The following is a 19,106-nucleotide window of genomic DNA, read 5'->3' on the forward strand; positions in this document are numbered from 1 at the left end:
AGTTGAGAACAATATAAAAGGGGTGTTTATAATGAAATATGATGAAGTTTTAAAAAATGCTCGTAAAAATTTAAATGAAAGTTGTAGAGTATGTAAAGTCTGTAATGGAGCAGTATGTTCTGGTGAAGTACCTGGTATGGGAGGAAAAGGTACTGGAGATGCATTCAAAATCAACATTGAAGCTTTATCAGCGTATAAGTTAAATATGAGAGTAATTCATGATGCAAAAAATCCAGATATATCTACGGAGATTTTTGGTAAAAAATTAGATATACCTGTGTTTGCTGCACCAGTTTCTGGGACTACTTTAAATATGGGTGGAAAATTTAGTGAAGAAGAATACATATCATGGGTGATAAATGGATGCGTAGATGCAGGTATTTATGCTATGGTTGGAGATACAGCGGTTGACTCATTTTTAATTACTAATCTTGAACAAGTAAAGAAAGCTAATGGAGAAGGAATTGCTATAATCAAACCATGGGAAAATAGTAATGTAATAGAAAAAATAAAAATGGCAGAGAAAGCAGGGGTTTTTGCAGTAGGTATGGATATTGATGCTTGTGGACTTATTACACTGGCATTACATGGTAAACCTGTTATGCCTAAAACCGTGGATGAAATTAGAGAAATAGTAAAAAGCACTAACTTGCCTTTTATATTAAAAGGAGTAATGACTCCAGATGAAGCAATGCTTGCTGTTGAGGCAGGAGTGGATGCTATAGTTGTGTCAAATCATGGAGGAAGAGTTTTAGACCAAACTCCTGGAGTTGCAGATGTACTTCCAGAAATAGCACAAAAGGTAAAAGGAAAAGTAACTATATTTGCAGATGGCGGTGTTAGAAGTGGAGTAGATGTTTTAAAGATGATAGCATTAGGTGCAGATGCAGTGCTTATAGGAAGACCTTTTGTTACAGCTTCTTTTGGAGGAAAAAGAGAAGGTGTAAAATTGTATGTGGAAAAGATTAAAGCAGAATTAAAATCAGCTATGGTTTTAACGGGTTGTAAATGTATCGAAGACATTAATGATAGAATAATATATTAATATTTTAAAATAAAAATATTAAAGTGAAATTAAATAAAAAATATTCAATTTTATACAAATAGCTAGTTAATGTTTTAAATCTATAGGGGTAAGGAGTACTTATCCCAAGGTATAAGACATTGATTAGCTATATTTTTTATGCAATATAGATGTATTTGTTTTTATATACTAAGTTTTTGTATATGAACAAAGATAAAGTTCAAATAGTGAATAGAATATTGTATTTTGCAAAAAATATAATAAATCAATTTTGTTTTCAAGTCTTATGATATATAAAATTAGTTGTTTGTAGAAAAGGAAGTGATTTTATGTCAAATGGTTTAAAAGAAGAAAATTTAAATAAAACTACTCATGAATTAAAAAATGAATTAGAAAAATATAGTCTTCAAGAATCACTTTCAGATAATATAAATTTATTTAAAAAAAGTGTATTTAATAATGATGATAGCATTATTTATAGAAAGTTTAAGAATAATAATATAAAATTTTGTGCAATATTTGTAGATGGCATGGTAAATAATACTATAATAAATGAGAATGTTATTTCTCCAATTTTAAAGTGTAATATAAATGATAATTTAGAAAATATAATAGAATATATTGATGAAGAAGTTATTGCTGTTAATGATGTAATAAAAACAGAAAATTTAGATGAAATTGTAAGTGGAATATTATATGGTGATACACTTCTTTTAATTGATGGAGAAGATAAAGGATTAATCATAAATACAAAGGGATGGAAAACTAGAAGTATAACTGAACCTCAATCTGAAAGTGTAGTTATAGGTCCAAGAGAGGGTTTTACAGAATCTATAAATGTAAATTTATCTTTGATAAGACGAAGGATAAATAATCAGGATCTAAAATTTAAGTTTAGAAAAATTGGAACGCGATCAAGAACAAGAGTTGCAATAGTTTATGTGGAGGGAATTGTAAATAATAAAATACTTAATGAATTGGAGAAAAGACTAGATAAAATTGACATAGATGGTGTTTTTTGCACTGAAACAATAGATGAATTTATAGAAGATTCCGTAATATCTCCTTTTAGAAGTGTAGGTAAGACTGAAAGACCAGATGTTGTTTCATCAAAATTGTTAGAGGGAAGAATAGCAGTTTTTAGTGACGGCTGTTCATATGCATTAACACTTCCCTATATATTTATAGAGAATTTTCAAGTTAATGAAGATTATTATACTCATTTTATATATGGGTCTTTTAATAGATTGTTAAGGTTTATTGCATTTTTTTTAACAACAAGTACTCCGGCTATTTTTGTAGCAATAACCACTTTCCATAGAGAGATGCTTCCTACTAAATTAGCTATGAGTATTTATTTAGCACGTGAAGGTGTACCTTTTCCAACTGTAATTGAAAGTTTTGGTATGCTTGTTACATTTGAAATAATACGAGAAGCCGGAGTTAGATTGCCAAAACATATAGGATCAGCAGTAAGTATAGTTGGAGCTTTGGTATTAGGGCAAGCTGCAGTAAATGCTAGATTTGTAAGTGCACCAATGGTAATAGTTACTGCAATAACGGGAATATGTAGTTTTATATTACCACAAATGCAAACAACTTTAATTGTAATTAGAGGAATTTTTTTAATTATGGCATCTTTTTTGGGGTTATATGGATATATTTTTGCTGTAATGGGGGTGTTGATTCATCTAGTATCCCTAAGAAGTTTTGGTGTGCCTTACATGTTAAAGATAAATTCTATAAATGCAAAAGATATAAAAGATACAGCTATTAGGTATCCATGGAATTTGTTAGAACATCGTACTAAGTTTATTTCAAAAGATAGTAGGCGTATAAATAATGAAAAAAGAAGGAATAGGAAATGACAAAAATATTAAAGAAAATTTTAATAAGCATGTTAATAATGTTAATTCCTATAAATATGTGTGGATGTTGGGATTATGCTGAAATAAATGATTTAGACTTTATTGCAGGTATAGCTATAGACAAAGAAGAAAATACTAATAAATATATAATGACAATGGAAATATTAGAACCTTCCTATGATCAAAAAACATTGAGATCAAGAATTGTTGAAAGCAAAGGTAAAACAATACATGAGGCATTTAGAAATTCATTAAATGAAATAGGCAAGATGGTAGAAGTTTCACATGCAAAAGTTATTATTATAAGTAAGAAAATTGCGGAACAAGGGATAATTCCAGTTATTGATTTAGCTGAAAGAGATGTAGATGTTAGAGTAGATACATGGATAGCAGTATCTAGTATGGATACTGCAGGAGAAATATTTAAGTCAGTACAAGAAGAGGAAAGAATAATAAGTTATAAGTTAGATAAAGTATTTAGAAGTCAAAGTGAGATTGGGAAGTATGTTGATATGAAATTATATCAATTTATTGAGGAACTTTCAAAAGAAGGTATTTCTCCAATTTTACCAAATGTTAAGGCAAGTTTTGATAATGGAAAGAAAGTATCTAAAGTTGAAGGTACAAGTGTATTTAAAAAAGATAGAATAGTTGGATATTTAAACGAAGATGAGAGTATATATTTATCTATGTTAAAAAATAAAAAATTAAAAAATATAATAGCGATAAAAGAAGAGAATGGAATGAATATTAGTCTTGAGATTTTATCTGTAAACAGAAAAATAAATCCTATTATCAAAGATGGAAGATTAGCAATGAAAATTGATGTAGATTTAGATGTGGTTTTATCAGAGATACAAGGAAGTAAACCAGATTATTTACAAGAAAAAGGAAGAGGTAAAATTAAAGAAGATGCAGAAAAAATGATTACATGTAACATAGATAAATTGATTAAAAAAGTTCAAAAACAATATAAAAGTGATATTTTTGGATTCGGTGAAATAATAAAACAGGAACAACCCAATGAATGGAAAAAGATTCATACACAATGGGATAAAATATTTCCAAATCTAGATACAGATATTACTGTAAATGTAAATATTAAAGGCAGTGGTTTATTTAATAAGCAGATTCAAATAGGAGAGTAACTATGTTTATAATTATTATAATATTGTATAGTCTAATTGCTGGCATAGATGTAGTTCCTTTATACAAAAATAAACAAAAGAAAGAACTTTCAATATATTTTGCATCAATTGCAATTTGTTGTTTTATAAGTATATTAACAAGTTTAGATATTAAAATAGTTAGTCCATCCATGATGCTACAGGAAATAGTAATTAGTATTAAGAGATTATTTTAGGAGGCAAATATGAATAAAGAGATTATTTCTGATAATCATGCTATGTATATGATAATAATATTTTGTATGGGAGTTTCTTTAATTTTTAGTATGGCTGCTGGTGCAAAACAAGATGGTTGGATTGCAATAATATTAGCTACTACAGTATCAATACCATTAGCGTTTATGTATTGTAAAATACTGAATATTTTTCCAAATAAAAATATATTTGATATTTTTGAAATAATCTTTGGTAAATTTATAGGAAAAATTTTTTCAGTATTGTATATAGGTTTGGGCATATACATAGCAACATTGATTATTAGTGATTTTACTGATTTCATCAAAATTGTGGGAGCTTTTGGTACTCCTAAAATTATACCATTAATTTTAGTAGGTTTTTTATGTATATGGATGCTCAAGGGTGGTATTGAAGTTATGGCAAGATGGACAAAAGTTGTTTTGTTTTCTATTGTTTTTTTAGCAATAATAACGTGGATAATGTTAATACCTCAAATGAATATTAATAATTTAAAACCAGTTCTTTATAATGGATTTAGTCCAATTATTAAAGAAACTATGGCACTTATATCTTTCCCTTTTGGAGAGTTGTTTTTATTTACAGGATTTATTAATTGTGTAAAAAAAACTAAAAATCTTTATAATATATTTTTAAAAGGTATAGTAATAGCTGGAAGTATTACATTGGTAGCTAATATAGTAAACATAATGGTTTTAGGAACAAATATAAATAGTAAGTCTTATTTTCCAGCCTATGAAACAGTTAGAAGATTAGAAGTTGCAGGGGTATTTGGAAGGATAGAAATAATTGTGGCATCTACTTTTGTAGTTACAGAATTTATAGAAGCATGTTTTTGTATGTTAACATCATGTAAAGGGATTCAAAAACTTTTCAATTGTAAAGATTACAGATTTATTGTAACACCCACGGTATTATTAGTAATAAATTTATCATTGATTTTATATAATAATTTAATGGAGGCTATGGAATTTGATATTAAAATTTGGCCTTATGTTGGAGTCTTTTTTGAGGTAGTATTACCTTTTATTATATTAATTTTTGCGTTGATAAAAAAGAAAAAGGATGTTGTAAAGCAATAACCTTAATAATAAAACAAATAGAATAAGTATTTTTATATTGAATGTTATTTTGCTTTAGCAGATTAAATTGACAAAAAAAATTCAAGCATTATACTAAAATTAAGGGAATTCTTATAATATTAAGAAAATAAAAAAAATAAAAAATCTTATTGCTGTGGGGGGATAATATGTTTAAAAACTTTCAAGAAATTAAAACATTCATAAAAGAAAACGATATCAAAATGATAGATTTTAAGGTATTGACTTTACCAGGAAGATGGAACCATTTAGCAATACCAGCTGAAAGATTAACAGAAAAAACATTTACAGATGGAATAGGTTTTGATGGGTCAAGTTACGGGTATTCAACTATAGAAAATTCAGATATGTGTTTTATTCCAGATATGAGTACATCCTTTGTAGATCCCTATTGTAAGATTCCAACATTAAGCATGATAGCTAACATATATACTATAGGGAAAAATGCAGGAAGGTTTAGTGGTGACCCTAGATATATAACAGAAAAAGCAGTTAAGTATATGAAAGATAAAAATATTGCTGATGAATACATAATAGGACCTGAATTTGAATTTTATATATTTGATCATGTAAATTTCGAAGTACAACATCATCATCAAGAAGTATTTATAAATTCTAGACAAGCACCTTGGAATAGTAATGACAAAGATGAAAATTTTGGATACAAAGCACCATTTCAAAAAGCTTATCATTTAGGTTTGCCATATGATTTAAATAATGATTTAAGAAGTGCAATGACTTTAAGACTTCAAGAAATGGGAGTAGATGTTAAATACCATCATCATGAGGTTGGAGCTGCAGGCCAACTTGAAATTGAAGTAGAACTTGGTGAATTGAATAAGATGGCTGATGCAACTATGATGGCTAAATATGTAACTAAAAATGAGGCAGTACGTCATGGAAAAACTGCTACTTTTATGCCTAAACCATTGTATGGTGAGGCAGGTAGTGGAATGCATGTTCATATGCTATTAAGAAAAGATGGTAAAAATATGTTCTACAGTAAAGATGGATATTCAAATCTAAGTAAAGAGGCATTGTATTTTATTGGAGGTATATTAAAACACTCAAAAGCACTACTTGGTTTTACAAATCCATCAACAAATTCATATAAGAGATTAGTACCAGGTTTTGAAGCTCCAGTTTCTATTTGTTTTGCTACTGGAAATAGAAGCTCAGTTATAAGAATACCTGGATATGTAAAAGATCCATCTAAGAGAAGATTTGAATTTAGACCATCAGATGCAACAGCAAATCCTTATTTAGCATATTCAGCACTGTTGATGGCTGGAATAGATGGTATTGAAAATAAAATTGATCCAACTAAAGAAGGATATGGTCCATATGATGTAAATGTATTTAATCTTCCAAAAGAAGAACAAGAAAAAATTGAATCTCTTCCAAAATCATTAGATGAGGCTTTAGAAGAATTGAGAAAAGATCATGAGTTCTTATTAAAAGGTGAAGTATTTGATGAGCACTTCATAAATAATTGGATAAATTACAAATTTGAAAACGATGTCAAGAAAATAATACCAGTACCATGTCCAGCAGAGTTTGCATTATATTATGACCTTTAAATAAATTAGACTTAAAATAATTGACCTATCCATTCTTGTATCCTAGTTGTAGAGTACAAGAGTGGATAGTCATCATATAAAAGAGGGGGTGTATGTTAGTGGTAACTAAGTTAGAACAATTAGTAGAATTGGCTAAGAAAACAAATAAGAAAACAATTTCTGTTGCAGCAGCTCATGATGAACCAGTTCTAAAAGCTGTTACTGAAGCAGTTAAGTTAGGAATTGTAAATGCAATATTAGTAGGAGACGAAGAGAAAATAAGAGAAATTTGCGAAAAGCAAAAATACTGTTTAGATAATATAAAAATTGTAAATGAAAGAGATAATGCAAAGTGTGCAGCAAAAGCGGTAGAATTCGTATCAAAAGGAGAAGCACAATTTATAATGAAAGGATTGCTTGGAACAGCTGTATTATTAAAAGCTGTTTTAAATAAAGAAGCTAATTTAAGAGGAAAAGGACTTTTATCACATGTAATGATTTATGAGGTTCCAACATATCATAAATTGATATTTTTAACAGATGGAGGAATGGTTCCATATCCAGAATTAAATGATAAAGTACAAATAATAAACAATGCAGTTAAAGTTACAAATGCATTAGGAATAGAAAATGCTAAAGTAGCACCACTTTGTGCAGTTGAAGTTGTTAATCCATCTATGCAAGCAACTTTAGATGCTGCTTCTTTAGCTCAAATGAGTGCAAGAGGACAAATTAAAGGATGTACTATAGATGGACCACTAGCACTGGACAATGCAGTTTCAAAAGAGGCTGCAATGCATAAAGGAATTGTTAGTGATGTAGCAGGCGATGCTGATATATTATTAGTTCCTAGCATAGAAGCAGGAAATTTACTTGGAAAATCACTTACTTACTTTGCACATGGAGAGAATGCAGGAATAATTGTTGGGGCAAAGTGTCCAGTAGTTTTAGTGTCAAGGGCAGATAGTGCAAAATCAAAACTATATTCTATAGCTCTTGGAGCATTGGCAGCAAAATAAGATGGGAGGTTAAGTAGATGAAAGTTATAATGTCAGGTAATGAAGGTATTGCAAGAGGTGCTTATGAAGCTGGAGTTACAGTGGCTTCAGCTTATCCAGGAACACCAAGTACAGAAATATTAGAAAATTTTGCCAAAAACAAAGAGGTTTATGCTGAGTGGGCACCAAATGAAAAAGTTGCATTAGAAGTTGCATCAGGTGCTTCAATAGGTGGTGCAAGAAGTTTAACAACTATGAAACATGTTGGTTTGAATGTCGCAGCAGATCCGTTTTTTACAATGGCATATGAGGGGATTAATGGAGGATTTGTAGTTGTTACTGCAGATGACCCAGGAATGCATTCGTCCCAGAATGAACAAGATAATAGATATTATGCTCCACACGCTAAAGTAGCATTAGTAGAACCTTCAGATTCTCAAGAATGTATAGATTATATGAAAGAAGCTTATGAAATTAGTGAAAAATATGATACAGTTGTTTTATTTAGAAGTACAACTAGAATATCACATTCAAAATCAGTTGTAGAATTAAAAGAAAGAAAAAATGTAGGAGTAAAAAAATACGAAAAAAATGTAAAAAAATATGTAATGATACCAGCTCATTCAAAACAAAAACACTATGAAGTGGAAGAAAAATTAGAAAAGTTAAGACAATACTCTAATAGTACCTTTTTAAATAGAATTGAAATGGGTGATACTAAAATAGGTATCATAACAAGTGGAATTTCTTATCAATATGCAAGAGAAGTATTTGGGGATAATGCATCTTATCTAAAAATAGGATTTAGTTATCCACTTCCAGATGAAAAGATAAAAGAATTTGCGTCTAAAGTAGAGAAACTTTATATAATAGAAGAAAATGACCCATATATTGAAACAGCAGTTAAAGCTATGGGAATTAAATGTACAGGAAAAGAAGTTATTCCAATTTGTGATGAATTAAATCCAGATATAATAAGAAAAGCTATTTTAGGAGAAGAAAACAAAGGTGAATATGAAACAGATATAAAGGCACCTTCAAGACCACCTGTACTTTGTCCAGGATGTCCACATAGAGGGATTTTCTATGCAGTTTCTAAATATAAAGATGTAATAGCAACAGGGGATATAGGATGCTATACTCTTGGAATGGTAGCACCATTAAATGTTACTGATACAGTTATATGTATGGGTGCATCAATTTCTGCTGGACTTGGAATGGAAAAGGCTAATCAAGTGGCTCAAAGAACTGACAAGAAAGTATTTGCATTTATAGGAGACTCAACTTTCTTCCATTCAGGAGTTACTGGACTTATAAACTCTGTGTATAATAATGTTCCAATAGTAACATGTATATTAGATAATAGAATTACAGCAATGACTGGACATCAGGAGAATCCAGGTACAGGTAAAACATTACAAAATAAGCCTGCTCCAATAATTGATGTTGAGAAAATTGCTATTGCAGTAGGAGTTAAAAAAGATAACATAAGAGTAGTTGATCCTTATAATTTAGCAGAAACTGAAAAAGCAGTTAAAGATGCACATGATAGTAGTGATCCATTTGTTATTATTACAAAACAACCTTGTGCTTTGAAGAAAGATGTAGTAAAAGCTAGAAGTGGTATAAAATGTGTTATAGATACAGAAAAATGTGTTAAGTGTAAAGCCTGTCTAAAGACTGGTTGTCCTGCACTACAATATAGAGATGGTGTTGTAAGTATAGACCATAATATGTGTAATGGATGTGGAATATGTATGCAAGTATGTAAAGTAAATGCTATAACAAAGGTGGGTGAATAAAATGAAAGAGGTTGGAAATGTTTTATTTGTTGGTGTCGGTGGACAAGGAACAATTTTAGCTTCAAAAGTGTTAGTTGATGGTCTTATAAAAAATGGATATGATGTTAAAATGTCAGAAGTACATGGAATGGCTCAAAGAGGAGGAAGTGTTACTACACAAGTAAGATTTGGACAAAAGGTTTATTCACCACTTATTGAGAAGGGTAAAGCTGATGCTATAGTTTCATTTGAAAAAAGTGAAGCTGCAAGATGGCTTTCATATTTAAAAAAAGGTGGACAGCTTGTTGTAAATGATTATGAGATACATCCAGTTCCAGTTTTAATTGGAGCAGAAAAATATCCTGAAAAGGTAATAGAAAAACTAAGTGAAGCTGTAGACAATAAAGTTATAATGAATGCGTCAAAAATGGCAGAAGAATTAGGAACTATTAAAGCACAAAATATAATTTTATTAGGTGCATTAATAAAGGTTTTAAAATTAGATAATTTAGATTGGGAAAAGGTTCTTGAAGATGTACTTCCATCTAAAATAGTAGATATTAATAAAAAGGCATTAAAATTAGGTATGGATGTTTGTAAGAACATGTAGTTTTATTATTTAGTATTATGATGTAAATCTTTACTTTGTACTTTAAACTTAAAATAAAGTTTAAAGTACAAAGTTTAAAGTATAAATAAGGAGAATTTTCTGAAATAATGCTTCGGAAAATTTTTTTACTATTTAAAACCTAATTTTTCAAAATACTCTTCGTTATGAAGTATACAGGTATTGTTAGGAACATATTTTGCAGCCATTTCATTATGTTCATAGGCTAATTTATGATTGCCTAATTTGTCATAACAAACACAAAGTTGAAGATGAGGAAGCCATGTCCAGCATGAATTATCAAAAAATCCCCAACTATCTTCAGGTCTTTTTAGGTTTAAAGCTAATTCGTACCAAAATACAGCTTCATTCCACTTATTTTGCTGAATAAAACATAATCCTAACATGCAGCAAAACTCAGCACGAGGTTTATCATATTCAAAAGATTTATAACAATATTCTCGTGATTTTTCTTTATTGTCAATGGAATTATAATATTTTGAGATTTTATGGCATGCATTTATTTTATTTTCATACCAACCATCATTCATGCAAAGAAATTTATTATAATATTCTAAAGCTTTATGATAATATTTATTATCATATAATTCATTTGCATAATAGTAAGTATCTCTAGGGGTAAATTTGATTTCTTTAGAAATCATTTTTTCAAATATTTTAAGATTACGTCCAGGAGAGCTGTGAGTCCTTTTATGAGTTATGTGTATATCACTGTCAATTATTCTTCCTTGTACATTAATATATTCATGAATGGCACCAATCCATTTAAAATTTTTATCCCTTTTTATTAATCTATTTCTTTTAAAATTTAAAAGGACAGCGCCATTTTTATCAAATGCATAGTTGTATATCATAGAAATTGAGTCTGCGTTATTTTTAAGGATTTGTTTTAAGACTTTAAATTTTTTTCTATCTTCGTTCAGTAAAATATCATCAGCATCTAACCATAATATATAATCTTTTGTGGCTTTACTAAATGAGTAATTTCTAGCAGATGCAAAATTATCTATCCATTTAAAATCAAATATTTTATCAGTATATTTTTGTGCTATTTCTTTTGTATTATCTGTAGAACCTGTATCAACGATTACTATTTCATCAACTATATCTTTAACAGACTCTAAACAATTGGATAGGGTATCTTCTTCATTTTTAACAATCATACATAAACTAATACTTATCAAAACAATCACTTCCATATAAAATTTTTTACTAACTCAACTTTCGCAGGTGAAAAATAACCGCTGCGGGAAATGATATCTTGCTCAGAAACCTTTCACTTCAGTAACAAGTTCTAAGCTTTACTCATATTGAAAAAAGATTTTTTAATTAATATTCCGTAGGAATCAGTAATTAAAAAATAACTTTTTTCAAATTCGTAAAACTAAGAACTTGTAAACTTTGTTCAAATGTTTCTTACGCAATATATCATTTCCCTTCGCTAAGCAGTATTTTTGTCCTGCGAAAGTTGAATTACTAAATTTTAATAAGCTACCTGCTGTAGATTGAAATATTATCACAGCAGATAGTTTATACAAGTTAAATATAAAGATTAAGATAATTTTTTTATGATTATTGATGCATTTACATCTCCATCACCAGTAGGAAGTGTTGTTGGGTTATTATCGTCATATACAAGTGTAAGAGTTGTAGGATCAGTAGTAATGTTGATTATAGCCTGACCGTAAACAATTTGCTCGCTAGTACCACTACCATAAGTTGATTCGGATATAGTACCTCCTGGATTTAGAGATAAATAAAATTGACCGTTTTGATTATTGCGTTCAACATAGTAAGTGATTTCATAAAGACCAGTTTCTTTTATTATAATTTCTGCTGTATTAGCAGTATGCTCAATAATTGAGGATGAAGTTGTTATTCCTTCAGCACTAAATATTATAGGGGTAGGAATATCTTTTGGAAGATCTCTTTTGTCAAAATTCCATATATACGCAGCGGCAAAGAAATTTGCTGGGTCACCAGTAGGACCTTGAGGGCCAGGGTCACCGGTAGGACCTTGAGGGCCAGGGTCACCAGTAGGACCTTGAGGGCCTACTGCTCCTTCACAACATTTATTTTTAGGTACACATATTATTATTTTTTTTCGATTCATATTTACCACCTTCACTTTGTTTTTTTAGAGTATAAATAATTCTTGTCATTTTATAATATGAAACGAATATAAATTAGGGTACAACAGATAGAAATTAAAATTAAGAATGAATAAGAGAGTAGGTGATATTAAGTTGTTATTAGTTATAAAATATAATGTAGCTATTAATTAAGAAGGGGTTAATATGAAAACAAGTATCATAATAATATGTAATAATAGGTTAAGTTATATGAAAAAGTGTATAGATTGTATAAAAAAATATACTTCTCAATATGAATATGAAATAATAGTTGTATGTAATAATTGTAATTATGAAACTGTTGAGTGGTTAAGAGAGAAAGAAAATATAAAAACAATTTTAAATACTCAAGATGTCTCCTTATCGAAGGCATATAATAAAGGTATTAAAGTATGTTGTGGTGATGATATTGTATTATTAAAAAGTAATATAAATGTTACACCTAACTGGTTATATAATTTAAAAAAGTGCTTATATAGTTCTAAAAATATAGGAATAGTGAGTCCTGTTTTTAATTATTGTCCTCATTTTCAATCTATAGACGTAAAATGTAATAATATGAATGATATTATTGATTTTGCAGAGGAATATAACATTAGTTGTTTTCATAAATGGAAAGAAAGGTTAAGATTAACTTTTTATTGTGTACTTATAAAAAGAACATCAATGAATAAAATAGGATTGTTTGATGAAATTTTTAATCCACACAGTTATGAAGATGATGATTATAGTTTTAGGGCAAGAAGACAAGGATTTAGATTATTTTTATGTAAGGATACATTTGTTTATTGTAATAAGGAAGCATTATTAGAAGTTGAAAATGAAAAATTTCAAAAAATATTATCTATTAATAAAAATAAATTTATAGAAAAATGGAAGATACATCCTAATTACTTTATGATTATGAGAAAAAAGATAGTTTCTATAATAGAGAAATCAAATAAAGAAAGGATGAATATTTTACAAATAGGTTGTGGTGCTGGAGGAACATTACTAGATATAAAAAATACAGTTTCGAAATGCAATCTCTATGGTATAGAGGAAAATTCCAAGATTGTATTAAATACAAATCATTTTGCAGATATAAAAATAGGACAATTAGAACAAATGAAAAAGTTTAATAAAAAATTTTTTGATTGTATAATTATTACTCAATATAAAACTGATTTGAATTATTATATTAAAGTGTTCATTAGTGTAAAGGAATATTTAAAAGAAGAATCAAGTATTTTTGTTATAATGCCTAAATGTTTTAATTTAAAGCTTATGTTTATAAAAGAGGAAATCAAAAAAATCTTTAATGAGTTTTCATATGAAAATTATGATGAAAATAAGGACTTTTTTTTAGTACATCTAAAGCTTAAAAATTTATGTTAATAATAAAATAAATAGTAAAACAAAGTATAAAGTAGAAAGTTTAAAGAACAAATACGGAGGGAAATGATATCTTGCGTAAGAAACATTTGAACAAAGTTTACAAGTTCTTAGATTTACGAATTTGAAAAAAGTTATTTTTTAATTACTGATTCCTACGGAATATTAATTAAAAAATCTTTTTTCAATATGAGTAAAGTTTAGAACTTGTTACTGAAGTGAAAGGTTTCTGAGCAAGATATCATTTCCCGTAGCCACTGTTTTTCGCCTGCGAAAGTTGAATTATTTATTATTTATTTTTATATTGTTAATTGTTTCGTTTATTATATTTTTAACTGATTTTGCCCAACTATCCCAATTAAGTTTTTCTTCAAAAGTTTTTCTGCTAGATTTAATAAGATTATAGTAAGAGTCATCATCTTTATATATTTTTGAAATGGTATTAGCATATTCTAGTCCTGAAGCTTCAAGCGGTAATGTAAAACCATTTTCAAAATTTCTAACCACTTCTGCAACGCCTCCTGTATTTGTTGTTATACAAGGAACACCAAAAGCACAGGCTTCAGCAAAAACAATACCAAAACATTCATTTCTTGTTGGAAGAATTAAAAAGTCAGAATTTAAGTATAGATCATACAATCTTTTAAAGTCTTGTTTATTATTTTTATCTAAAAAAGGAATTATAGTTATGTTATCATGAAACAACTTGTAGGGAGGAGTACATCCGCAAATGGTTAAGTGAGATTTTACACCTAATTTTTCTAAATATAAAAGTGTTTCAAAAGCTATGTCCCCACCTTTACTTTCCCAATTAGTTCCTATAAATAAAAGTCTACATTTTTTGGATTTCCTTTTATTTAAGACTACTTCTTGTGAAGGAACATAATCTAAATTAGCCCCAAATGGAACTACATGTATTTTAGATTTGGGTGCATGATAATCTTGGATTCCAGAGTTAGCAGCCCAGTTTGTAGCATAAAGTAATATGTCTGATTTGTTTATTGCAAGCTGTTCAATCATGTTTCCTTCACAGATTGATATATCCATAAAGTTTGTATATAAAGGATGATAGTTCAACAGCAAATTGAAGGTTGCATCTGATAAGTAAATTATTGGTATGTCAGTATTTATAAAAGCAAGTTCTTTATATGCAATTGGTGCAAAAATTATGTCAAAAGGATACTGTGAAAGTTTTTTTGAGAAGATTTTCCCAAATTGCAATGATGCAGAAACATTATTCCAACAATTATAAACTTTGTTTGGATAAGCTTTTGATGCTTCTTTCCAAAGATTTACTGTGTAATATTCATCTACTAATACTGGACCTAAAGGATAAACTTCTCCACAATGTTTTTGAAGGGCTTTAGCCATGTAATAAATTGTACCAGACCAGCAGCGTTTATTAGCTGCATTACATTCAGTTAAATATGCAATTTTAATTGACTTTTTATTTGAATTCAAAATATGCCTCCTAACTTAAAAAATATCTTTATATTATATGAAATAAATCTAGAGATGTAACCAACAAAATTTAGTATTAAGGTTTCATTAACAAAATTTAGTGTACAAACATATAATAAATCAGAAATGGAAAGCTATGTTGAAGTATATTTATTTGGAAGGGAAGGTAAAAATATGAATAAATGTGAAAAAGAATTACTTTGCTATAAGTTAAAAGATTTACACTGTAAAAAATGTTGTTGTGATAAATGCTGTGATGACTGTTGTGATATATGTATATGCGAGTATGATTGTTGTGATGACAAAAAAGAATGTTGCGATTTTTGTGATTGCTGCGTAAAACCAATGGAACATTTATTAAAACAGTTTACACCAGGAAGTCCTATTGATGTAATTACTGATAGTGGAATAGAATACACTAATTGGTGGTATACTGTTACTTTTGTATGTGTATATAAGTCTATTCTTACAATTAAAGTGGAAGATTATTATGATTATAAATATATTGTAAAAATTCCGATTTGTCATATTTCAGCAATATGGTCTCCAGAAATTTCAAATGCTGATTTACTAGAAAATGAATGTAAGTCTAAAAAAGGTTTCTGTAAATGCTGTGAAAAACCTACTAGAAATCAATTAGGATGTTATTGTGGATTAAACGTATGGATTTGTTTCCAAGGTTATTATTGTGCTTATGGAGAAATTACTAAGGTTTCTGATGGAATAGTTATATTAGATGATGATATAGCTATCTCTACATGTAAGATTACAAGTATTGAATTAGAAGTACCATATTATTATATGGCAGAATTAGAAAATAAAGAAAAACGATTTATAAAAGTAGATGAATTGATGGATGAAAGAAAAAAATTGGCAGAAAAATCAAAAAAGAGGCAGAAGAAAAGAAAGAAGAAAATGAATAGATAATCAGCATGTTTTGAGCAGTCATGAAGGCTGCTCGTTTACTTTGTTTTTAAAAATTTTTTTATAAAGCTTTTATTCTTTTCATTTTCTAATTCTTTTTGAAGTGAATTTTTCTCAGTTTCATTTTTCAAAAGTTCTGATTGTAAATTTTTAATGTAGGAACTGTATTGTAATATAATATTTTCTTTTTCTTTAGATAATTCATCTACTGTATATTTAAATTCCATCATTTTGCTATGGTCTAATTTTAATTTTTGGTTTTCTGAATGGAGTTCTTCTATTATTTTTTCAAATTCTGCTTTTTCGTTTTGATTCATTTTGAATTTTTTATTACTGTTATTTAATATTTGGATTTTATTTTTTAGTTCTTTATTTTGTTTTGATAGTTTTTGAATATTACGTTTAAATTCTACTGTTATTGAGGAATAGTTTGATTTTAAACTTTCATTCGCAGATTTTAATTCTTTTATTATATTTTTGTACTCAGTTATTTTATTTTGTAATGTTTTAAGTTGTTCATTATTACCAGACGATTGTTGAATTTTATTTTTTAGTTCTTCATTTACTTTTGATAATTTTGATATTTTTTCTTCATAATTTTTTTCTTTTTCCTGTTTTGCTTGAAGTTCATTTTGTATAGAAGATATATTTTTTTCGGTATTATGTTGGTTTTTCAATAGATCATTATATTTTTTTTCTAATCTCTTTTTTTGTATGAGAATTTGATTTAAATAATTATCAGATTGTGATGATATTTTTTCTTTTTCAGCAAGTTGAATTTTAATAGAATGTAATTTGTTTTTTAGTTTTTGGTTTATTACTTTTAAGTTTGAAAGTTCATTTAAAAGGGTTTGCAATTTAATATTTTTTTTATCAGAATCACTATATGACTTTTTATCAGATATATTTGAAGTATAGTTTGTATTGCAGTTTAAAGAGTTATTAGGAGAGTATATTGTATTTTGTGAAATATCATAAAGTACATTGATTGATTTTATTAAGCTATATTCATTTGGTTTATATAAATATTTACATAAAATAATATTAGTATTAACGGTATCTATTAAGTTTTTTTGTGACCATTTATTCATGTATGAGGAGTATAAAATATTGTTATTATTTATCCACATTGTATAAAGTATATTATTTTGTACTATTAAAGTAGGATTATCTATAACTTCTTTACTTTCGAAAACTTTTGAACTTTGCATACTCATATCTGTATTAATAACTACATGTTCTAGTGAATATATAGAATTTTCTTCAGATAGATTTAGTATATGAATTTGATTTTTATGATATAAAGTGGAAAAGTTTATGTTATTTCCATTTAATCTATATAATTTTGTAGGATAACTCCAACTTCTATGTGTATATTTACATGTATTTAAGGTTATTTCACTAAGTTCAATGTTTAAGAAAAATATATTTATAATTTGGTTATTTAATATTTCTATTTGATAATGTTCATTTGTGTTTTCAATAAGATTTAGTGAACAAATATTATTTGTATAGAATTTTTTACCATTCCAAACGTATTGAAATAGAGTAGCAGTACCTTTAGATTTAGTCTGAAGTATAAAAAATATGTGCACATATTCTCTTATGTTATAGAATTTAATTTCTTTAATAACAATATTTTTATCACTATAATCATAAAGAGTTTGCATAGACCAAGATTTTTTATATTCACCATATTGCAGTTTCCCATTTTCAGTGATGTATATAATTTGTATAGTGTTTTCATGATTTTTTATATTAACATCAAATTCTAAAACATTTTCTTCAAGTTTTTCTTCACCGTAATTATTAGAATATATTAAACTTTTATTTTCATCAATAAAGAATTTCCAAGTATTATTCGAATCAATTTTCAAAATGCATGATTTACAGTTATTCATCTTTTTCACCTACCTTTATAAAATTATATTATTTGATACCAAGATATATGATTGAAAAAATATTAGGGAAAATAGAATTATTTTTTCACACATTGTAAACACATGCATATTATATAAGTGAGTAAAAAATAAGGAGGCTATTTTATGGCTATCAATCCAAAAGATTTTATACCACGTCCAGGGTTTGTAAATAGGCAAGGATGTCTTCCAGATCCATGTGAGTTATGTTGTATCCAGGTACCAAAGATTTTTGATCAATGCTTAATAAAAAAATGTTTAAAACCAACAGATGATTGTGAACAACTTTGTGTATTAATACCAGGAGCTACAGATCCTTCAGATGTTAAGAAGGTTGGCTGTTGTAAAAATTTTGATGTAAAAATTAATTCAGTTTCAAAATGTCCTGTACAAGGTGAGCCTGGTTATAAACGTGTAAATGTTAATTTTACTGTAACATTTGAAGTGGATGTAGAAGTTAATTCTACAGTTGAAACATTAACTTATACAGTTACAAAAAGTATAACAATTCCTAAGTTTTATTGTCCTGACCCAATTGCTCAAATTTCTATTAGTAAAGATTGTGAATGTGCTAATGACTTGGAAGAAGAATTAATAAAACTTGAAGTAATAGCTGACTGCTTAGATTCTGTTATCTGTACTGTTCCAAACGGGGATTGCTGCAGTGAATGTCCGGACGGAGTATATTTATGCATTACATTAGGATTGTTTATAATAGTTAAATGTGAACTTATTGTACAGTTATTAATACCATGCTACGGTTATTGTCCAGCACCTCCAGAATGTCCTTGTACTGAAGATCCATGTAAGGAATTTATGGAAAGGGAAATTCCAGAGTTTTATCCTCCTCAAAAGATGGATGATTTATTTTGTGATAAAGCTATATTAACTGAAGAGGAAGAATAAAGTATTACAATATATAAATAATTTTGTTATAAGTACATCATACTACAATG

16 protein-coding genes are annotated in these 19,106 nt (G+C 28.0%); 12 read left to right on the forward strand and 4 right to left on the reverse strand.

What is annotated here, in order from left to right; all coding sequences use genetic code 11:
* Positions 1-31: 31 nt before the first annotated feature.
* The 9 genes from ACFIJ5_RS04650 (at position 32) to ACFIJ5_RS04690 (ending at position 10,322) form a co-directional block, all read left to right on the forward strand.
* A complete protein-coding gene (locus tag ACFIJ5_RS04650; protein WP_379804371.1) occupies positions 32-1,045 on the forward strand; it encodes an alpha-hydroxy-acid oxidizing protein in 1,014 nt (337 codons plus the stop codon).
* A gap of 308 nt (positions 1,046-1,353) precedes the next feature.
* Complete coding sequence (locus tag ACFIJ5_RS04655) at positions 1,354-2,892, forward strand: spore germination protein (RefSeq protein WP_379804374.1); 1,539 nt, start codon at positions 1,354-1,356, stop codon at positions 2,890-2,892.
* The gene (locus ACFIJ5_RS04660) at positions 2,889-4,040 is read left to right on the forward strand and encodes a Ger(x)C family spore germination protein (RefSeq protein ID WP_379804377.1); all 1,152 of its coding nucleotides are present in this window, start codon (positions 2,889-2,891) and stop codon (positions 4,038-4,040) included. The genes ACFIJ5_RS04655 and ACFIJ5_RS04660 overlap by 4 nt, the downstream gene beginning before the upstream one ends.
* Before the next feature lie 2 nt (positions 4,041-4,042).
* The gene (locus tag ACFIJ5_RS04665; RefSeq protein ID WP_379804379.1) at positions 4,043-4,255 is read left to right on the forward strand and encodes a hypothetical protein; all 213 of its coding nucleotides are present in this window, start codon (positions 4,043-4,045) and stop codon (positions 4,253-4,255) included.
* A gap of 9 nt (positions 4,256-4,264) precedes the next feature.
* On the forward strand, positions 4,265-5,356 hold the full coding sequence (locus ACFIJ5_RS04670; protein ID WP_379804382.1) for a GerAB/ArcD/ProY family transporter: 1,092 nt from the start codon (positions 4,265-4,267) through the stop codon (positions 5,354-5,356).
* 167 nt (positions 5,357-5,523) lie between these two features.
* Positions 5,524-6,954: a type I glutamate--ammonia ligase gene (glnA, locus tag ACFIJ5_RS04675; RefSeq protein ID WP_379804383.1), complete on the forward strand. Its 1,431-nt coding sequence runs from the start codon at positions 5,524-5,526 to the stop codon at positions 6,952-6,954.
* A gap of 98 nt (positions 6,955-7,052) precedes the next feature.
* Complete coding sequence (locus tag ACFIJ5_RS04680) at positions 7,053-7,952, forward strand: phosphate butyryltransferase (protein ID WP_379804385.1); 900 nt, start codon at positions 7,053-7,055, stop codon at positions 7,950-7,952.
* Between the two features lie 17 nt (positions 7,953-7,969).
* On the forward strand, positions 7,970-9,733 hold the full coding sequence (gene iorA, locus ACFIJ5_RS04685) for an indolepyruvate ferredoxin oxidoreductase subunit alpha (protein ID WP_379804388.1): 1,764 nt from the start codon (positions 7,970-7,972) through the stop codon (positions 9,731-9,733).
* Position 9,734: 1 nt separating this feature from the next.
* Complete coding sequence (locus ACFIJ5_RS04690; RefSeq protein ID WP_379804390.1) at positions 9,735-10,322, forward strand: indolepyruvate oxidoreductase subunit beta; 588 nt, start codon at positions 9,735-9,737, stop codon at positions 10,320-10,322.
* 128 nt (positions 10,323-10,450) lie between these two features.
* Here ACFIJ5_RS04690 and ACFIJ5_RS04695 read toward each other — a convergent pair whose 3' ends face one another.
* Together ACFIJ5_RS04695 and ACFIJ5_RS04700 are read right to left on the reverse strand one after the other, a co-directional pair.
* Positions 10,451-11,539: a glycosyltransferase gene (locus tag ACFIJ5_RS04695; protein ID WP_379804392.1), complete on the reverse strand. Its 1,089-nt coding sequence runs from the start codon at positions 11,537-11,539 to the stop codon at positions 10,451-10,453.
* Between the two features lie 353 nt (positions 11,540-11,892).
* A complete protein-coding gene (locus tag ACFIJ5_RS04700) occupies positions 11,893-12,453 on the reverse strand; it encodes a collagen-like triple helix repeat-containing protein (RefSeq protein ID WP_379804395.1) in 561 nt (186 codons plus the stop codon).
* A gap of 184 nt (positions 12,454-12,637) precedes the next feature.
* Here ACFIJ5_RS04700 and ACFIJ5_RS04705 point away from each other — a divergent pair, with 184 nt between their 5' ends.
* Positions 12,638-13,849 carry a glycosyltransferase family 2 protein gene (locus ACFIJ5_RS04705; RefSeq protein ID WP_379804398.1) on the forward strand — a complete coding sequence of 404 codons (1,212 nt, stop codon included), beginning with the start codon at positions 12,638-12,640 and terminating at the stop codon, positions 13,847-13,849.
* Between the two features lie 279 nt (positions 13,850-14,128).
* Here ACFIJ5_RS04705 and ACFIJ5_RS04710 read toward each other — a convergent pair whose 3' ends face one another.
* Complete coding sequence (locus ACFIJ5_RS04710) at positions 14,129-15,307, reverse strand: glycosyltransferase family 4 protein (RefSeq protein WP_379804400.1); 1,179 nt, start codon at positions 15,305-15,307, stop codon at positions 14,129-14,131.
* Between the two features lie 174 nt (positions 15,308-15,481).
* Here ACFIJ5_RS04710 and ACFIJ5_RS04715 point away from each other — a divergent pair, with 174 nt between their 5' ends.
* Entirely contained in the window at positions 15,482-16,234 is a 753-nt protein-coding gene (locus ACFIJ5_RS04715; protein ID WP_379804402.1) for a hypothetical protein, read from the forward strand.
* Between the two features lie 35 nt (positions 16,235-16,269).
* On the opposite strand, the gene ACFIJ5_RS04720 is transcribed toward ACFIJ5_RS04715, so the two are convergent.
* The gene (locus tag ACFIJ5_RS04720; RefSeq protein ID WP_404661179.1) at positions 16,270-18,132 is read right to left on the reverse strand and encodes a coiled-coil domain-containing protein; all 1,863 of its coding nucleotides are present in this window, start codon (positions 18,130-18,132) and stop codon (positions 16,270-16,272) included.
* 144 nt (positions 18,133-18,276) lie between these two features.
* On the opposite strand from ACFIJ5_RS04720, the gene ACFIJ5_RS04725 reads away from it, so the two are divergent.
* Positions 18,277-19,056, forward strand: a complete 780-nt coding sequence (locus ACFIJ5_RS04725; RefSeq protein WP_379804406.1) for a hypothetical protein — start codon at positions 18,277-18,279, stop codon at positions 19,054-19,056.
* Positions 19,057-19,106: the final 50 nt, after the last annotated feature.

This window comes from Haloimpatiens myeolchijeotgali (genome assembly GCF_042688525.2).
In the GTDB taxonomy this organism is placed as follows: Bacteria; Bacillota; Clostridia; order Clostridiales; family Clostridiaceae; genus Haloimpatiens.

What these genes read in the sequence shown, in the direction of transcription:
- ACFIJ5_RS04670 (WP_379804382.1), top strand. Translation starts at nt 4,265, where the DNA reads ATGAATAAAGAGATTATTTCTGATAATCATGCTATGTATATGATAATA.
- iorA (WP_379804388.1), top strand. Translation starts at nt 7,970, where the DNA reads ATGAAAGTTATAATGTCAGGTAATGAAGGTATTGCAAGAGGTGCTTAT.
- ACFIJ5_RS04725 (WP_379804406.1), top strand. Translation starts at nt 18,277, where the DNA reads ATGGCTATCAATCCAAAAGATTTTATACCACGTCCAGGGTTTGTAAAT.
- ACFIJ5_RS04690 (WP_379804390.1), top strand. Translation starts at nt 9,735, where the DNA reads ATGAAAGAGGTTGGAAATGTTTTATTTGTTGGTGTCGGTGGACAAGGA.
- ACFIJ5_RS04650 (WP_379804371.1), top strand. Translation starts at nt 32, where the DNA reads ATGAAATATGATGAAGTTTTAAAAAATGCTCGTAAAAATTTAAATGAA.
- ACFIJ5_RS04655 (WP_379804374.1), top strand. Translation starts at nt 1,354, where the DNA reads ATGTCAAATGGTTTAAAAGAAGAAAATTTAAATAAAACTACTCATGAA.
- ACFIJ5_RS04720 (WP_404661179.1), bottom strand. Translation starts at nt 18,132, where the DNA reads ATGAATAACTGTAAATCATGCATTTTGAAAATTGATTCGAATAATACT.
- glnA (WP_379804383.1), top strand. Translation starts at nt 5,524, where the DNA reads ATGTTTAAAAACTTTCAAGAAATTAAAACATTCATAAAAGAAAACGAT.
- ACFIJ5_RS04705 (WP_379804398.1), top strand. Translation starts at nt 12,638, where the DNA reads ATGAAAACAAGTATCATAATAATATGTAATAATAGGTTAAGTTATATG.
- ACFIJ5_RS04700 (WP_379804395.1), bottom strand. Translation starts at nt 12,453, where the DNA reads ATGAATCGAAAAAAAATAATAATATGTGTACCTAAAAATAAATGTTGT.
- ACFIJ5_RS04715 (WP_379804402.1), top strand. Translation starts at nt 15,482, where the DNA reads ATGAATAAATGTGAAAAAGAATTACTTTGCTATAAGTTAAAAGATTTA.
- ACFIJ5_RS04665 (WP_379804379.1), top strand. Translation starts at nt 4,043, where the DNA reads ATGTTTATAATTATTATAATATTGTATAGTCTAATTGCTGGCATAGAT.
- ACFIJ5_RS04695 (WP_379804392.1), bottom strand. Translation starts at nt 11,539, where the DNA reads ATGGAAGTGATTGTTTTGATAAGTATTAGTTTATGTATGATTGTTAAA.
- ACFIJ5_RS04660 (WP_379804377.1), top strand. Translation starts at nt 2,889, where the DNA reads ATGACAAAAATATTAAAGAAAATTTTAATAAGCATGTTAATAATGTTA.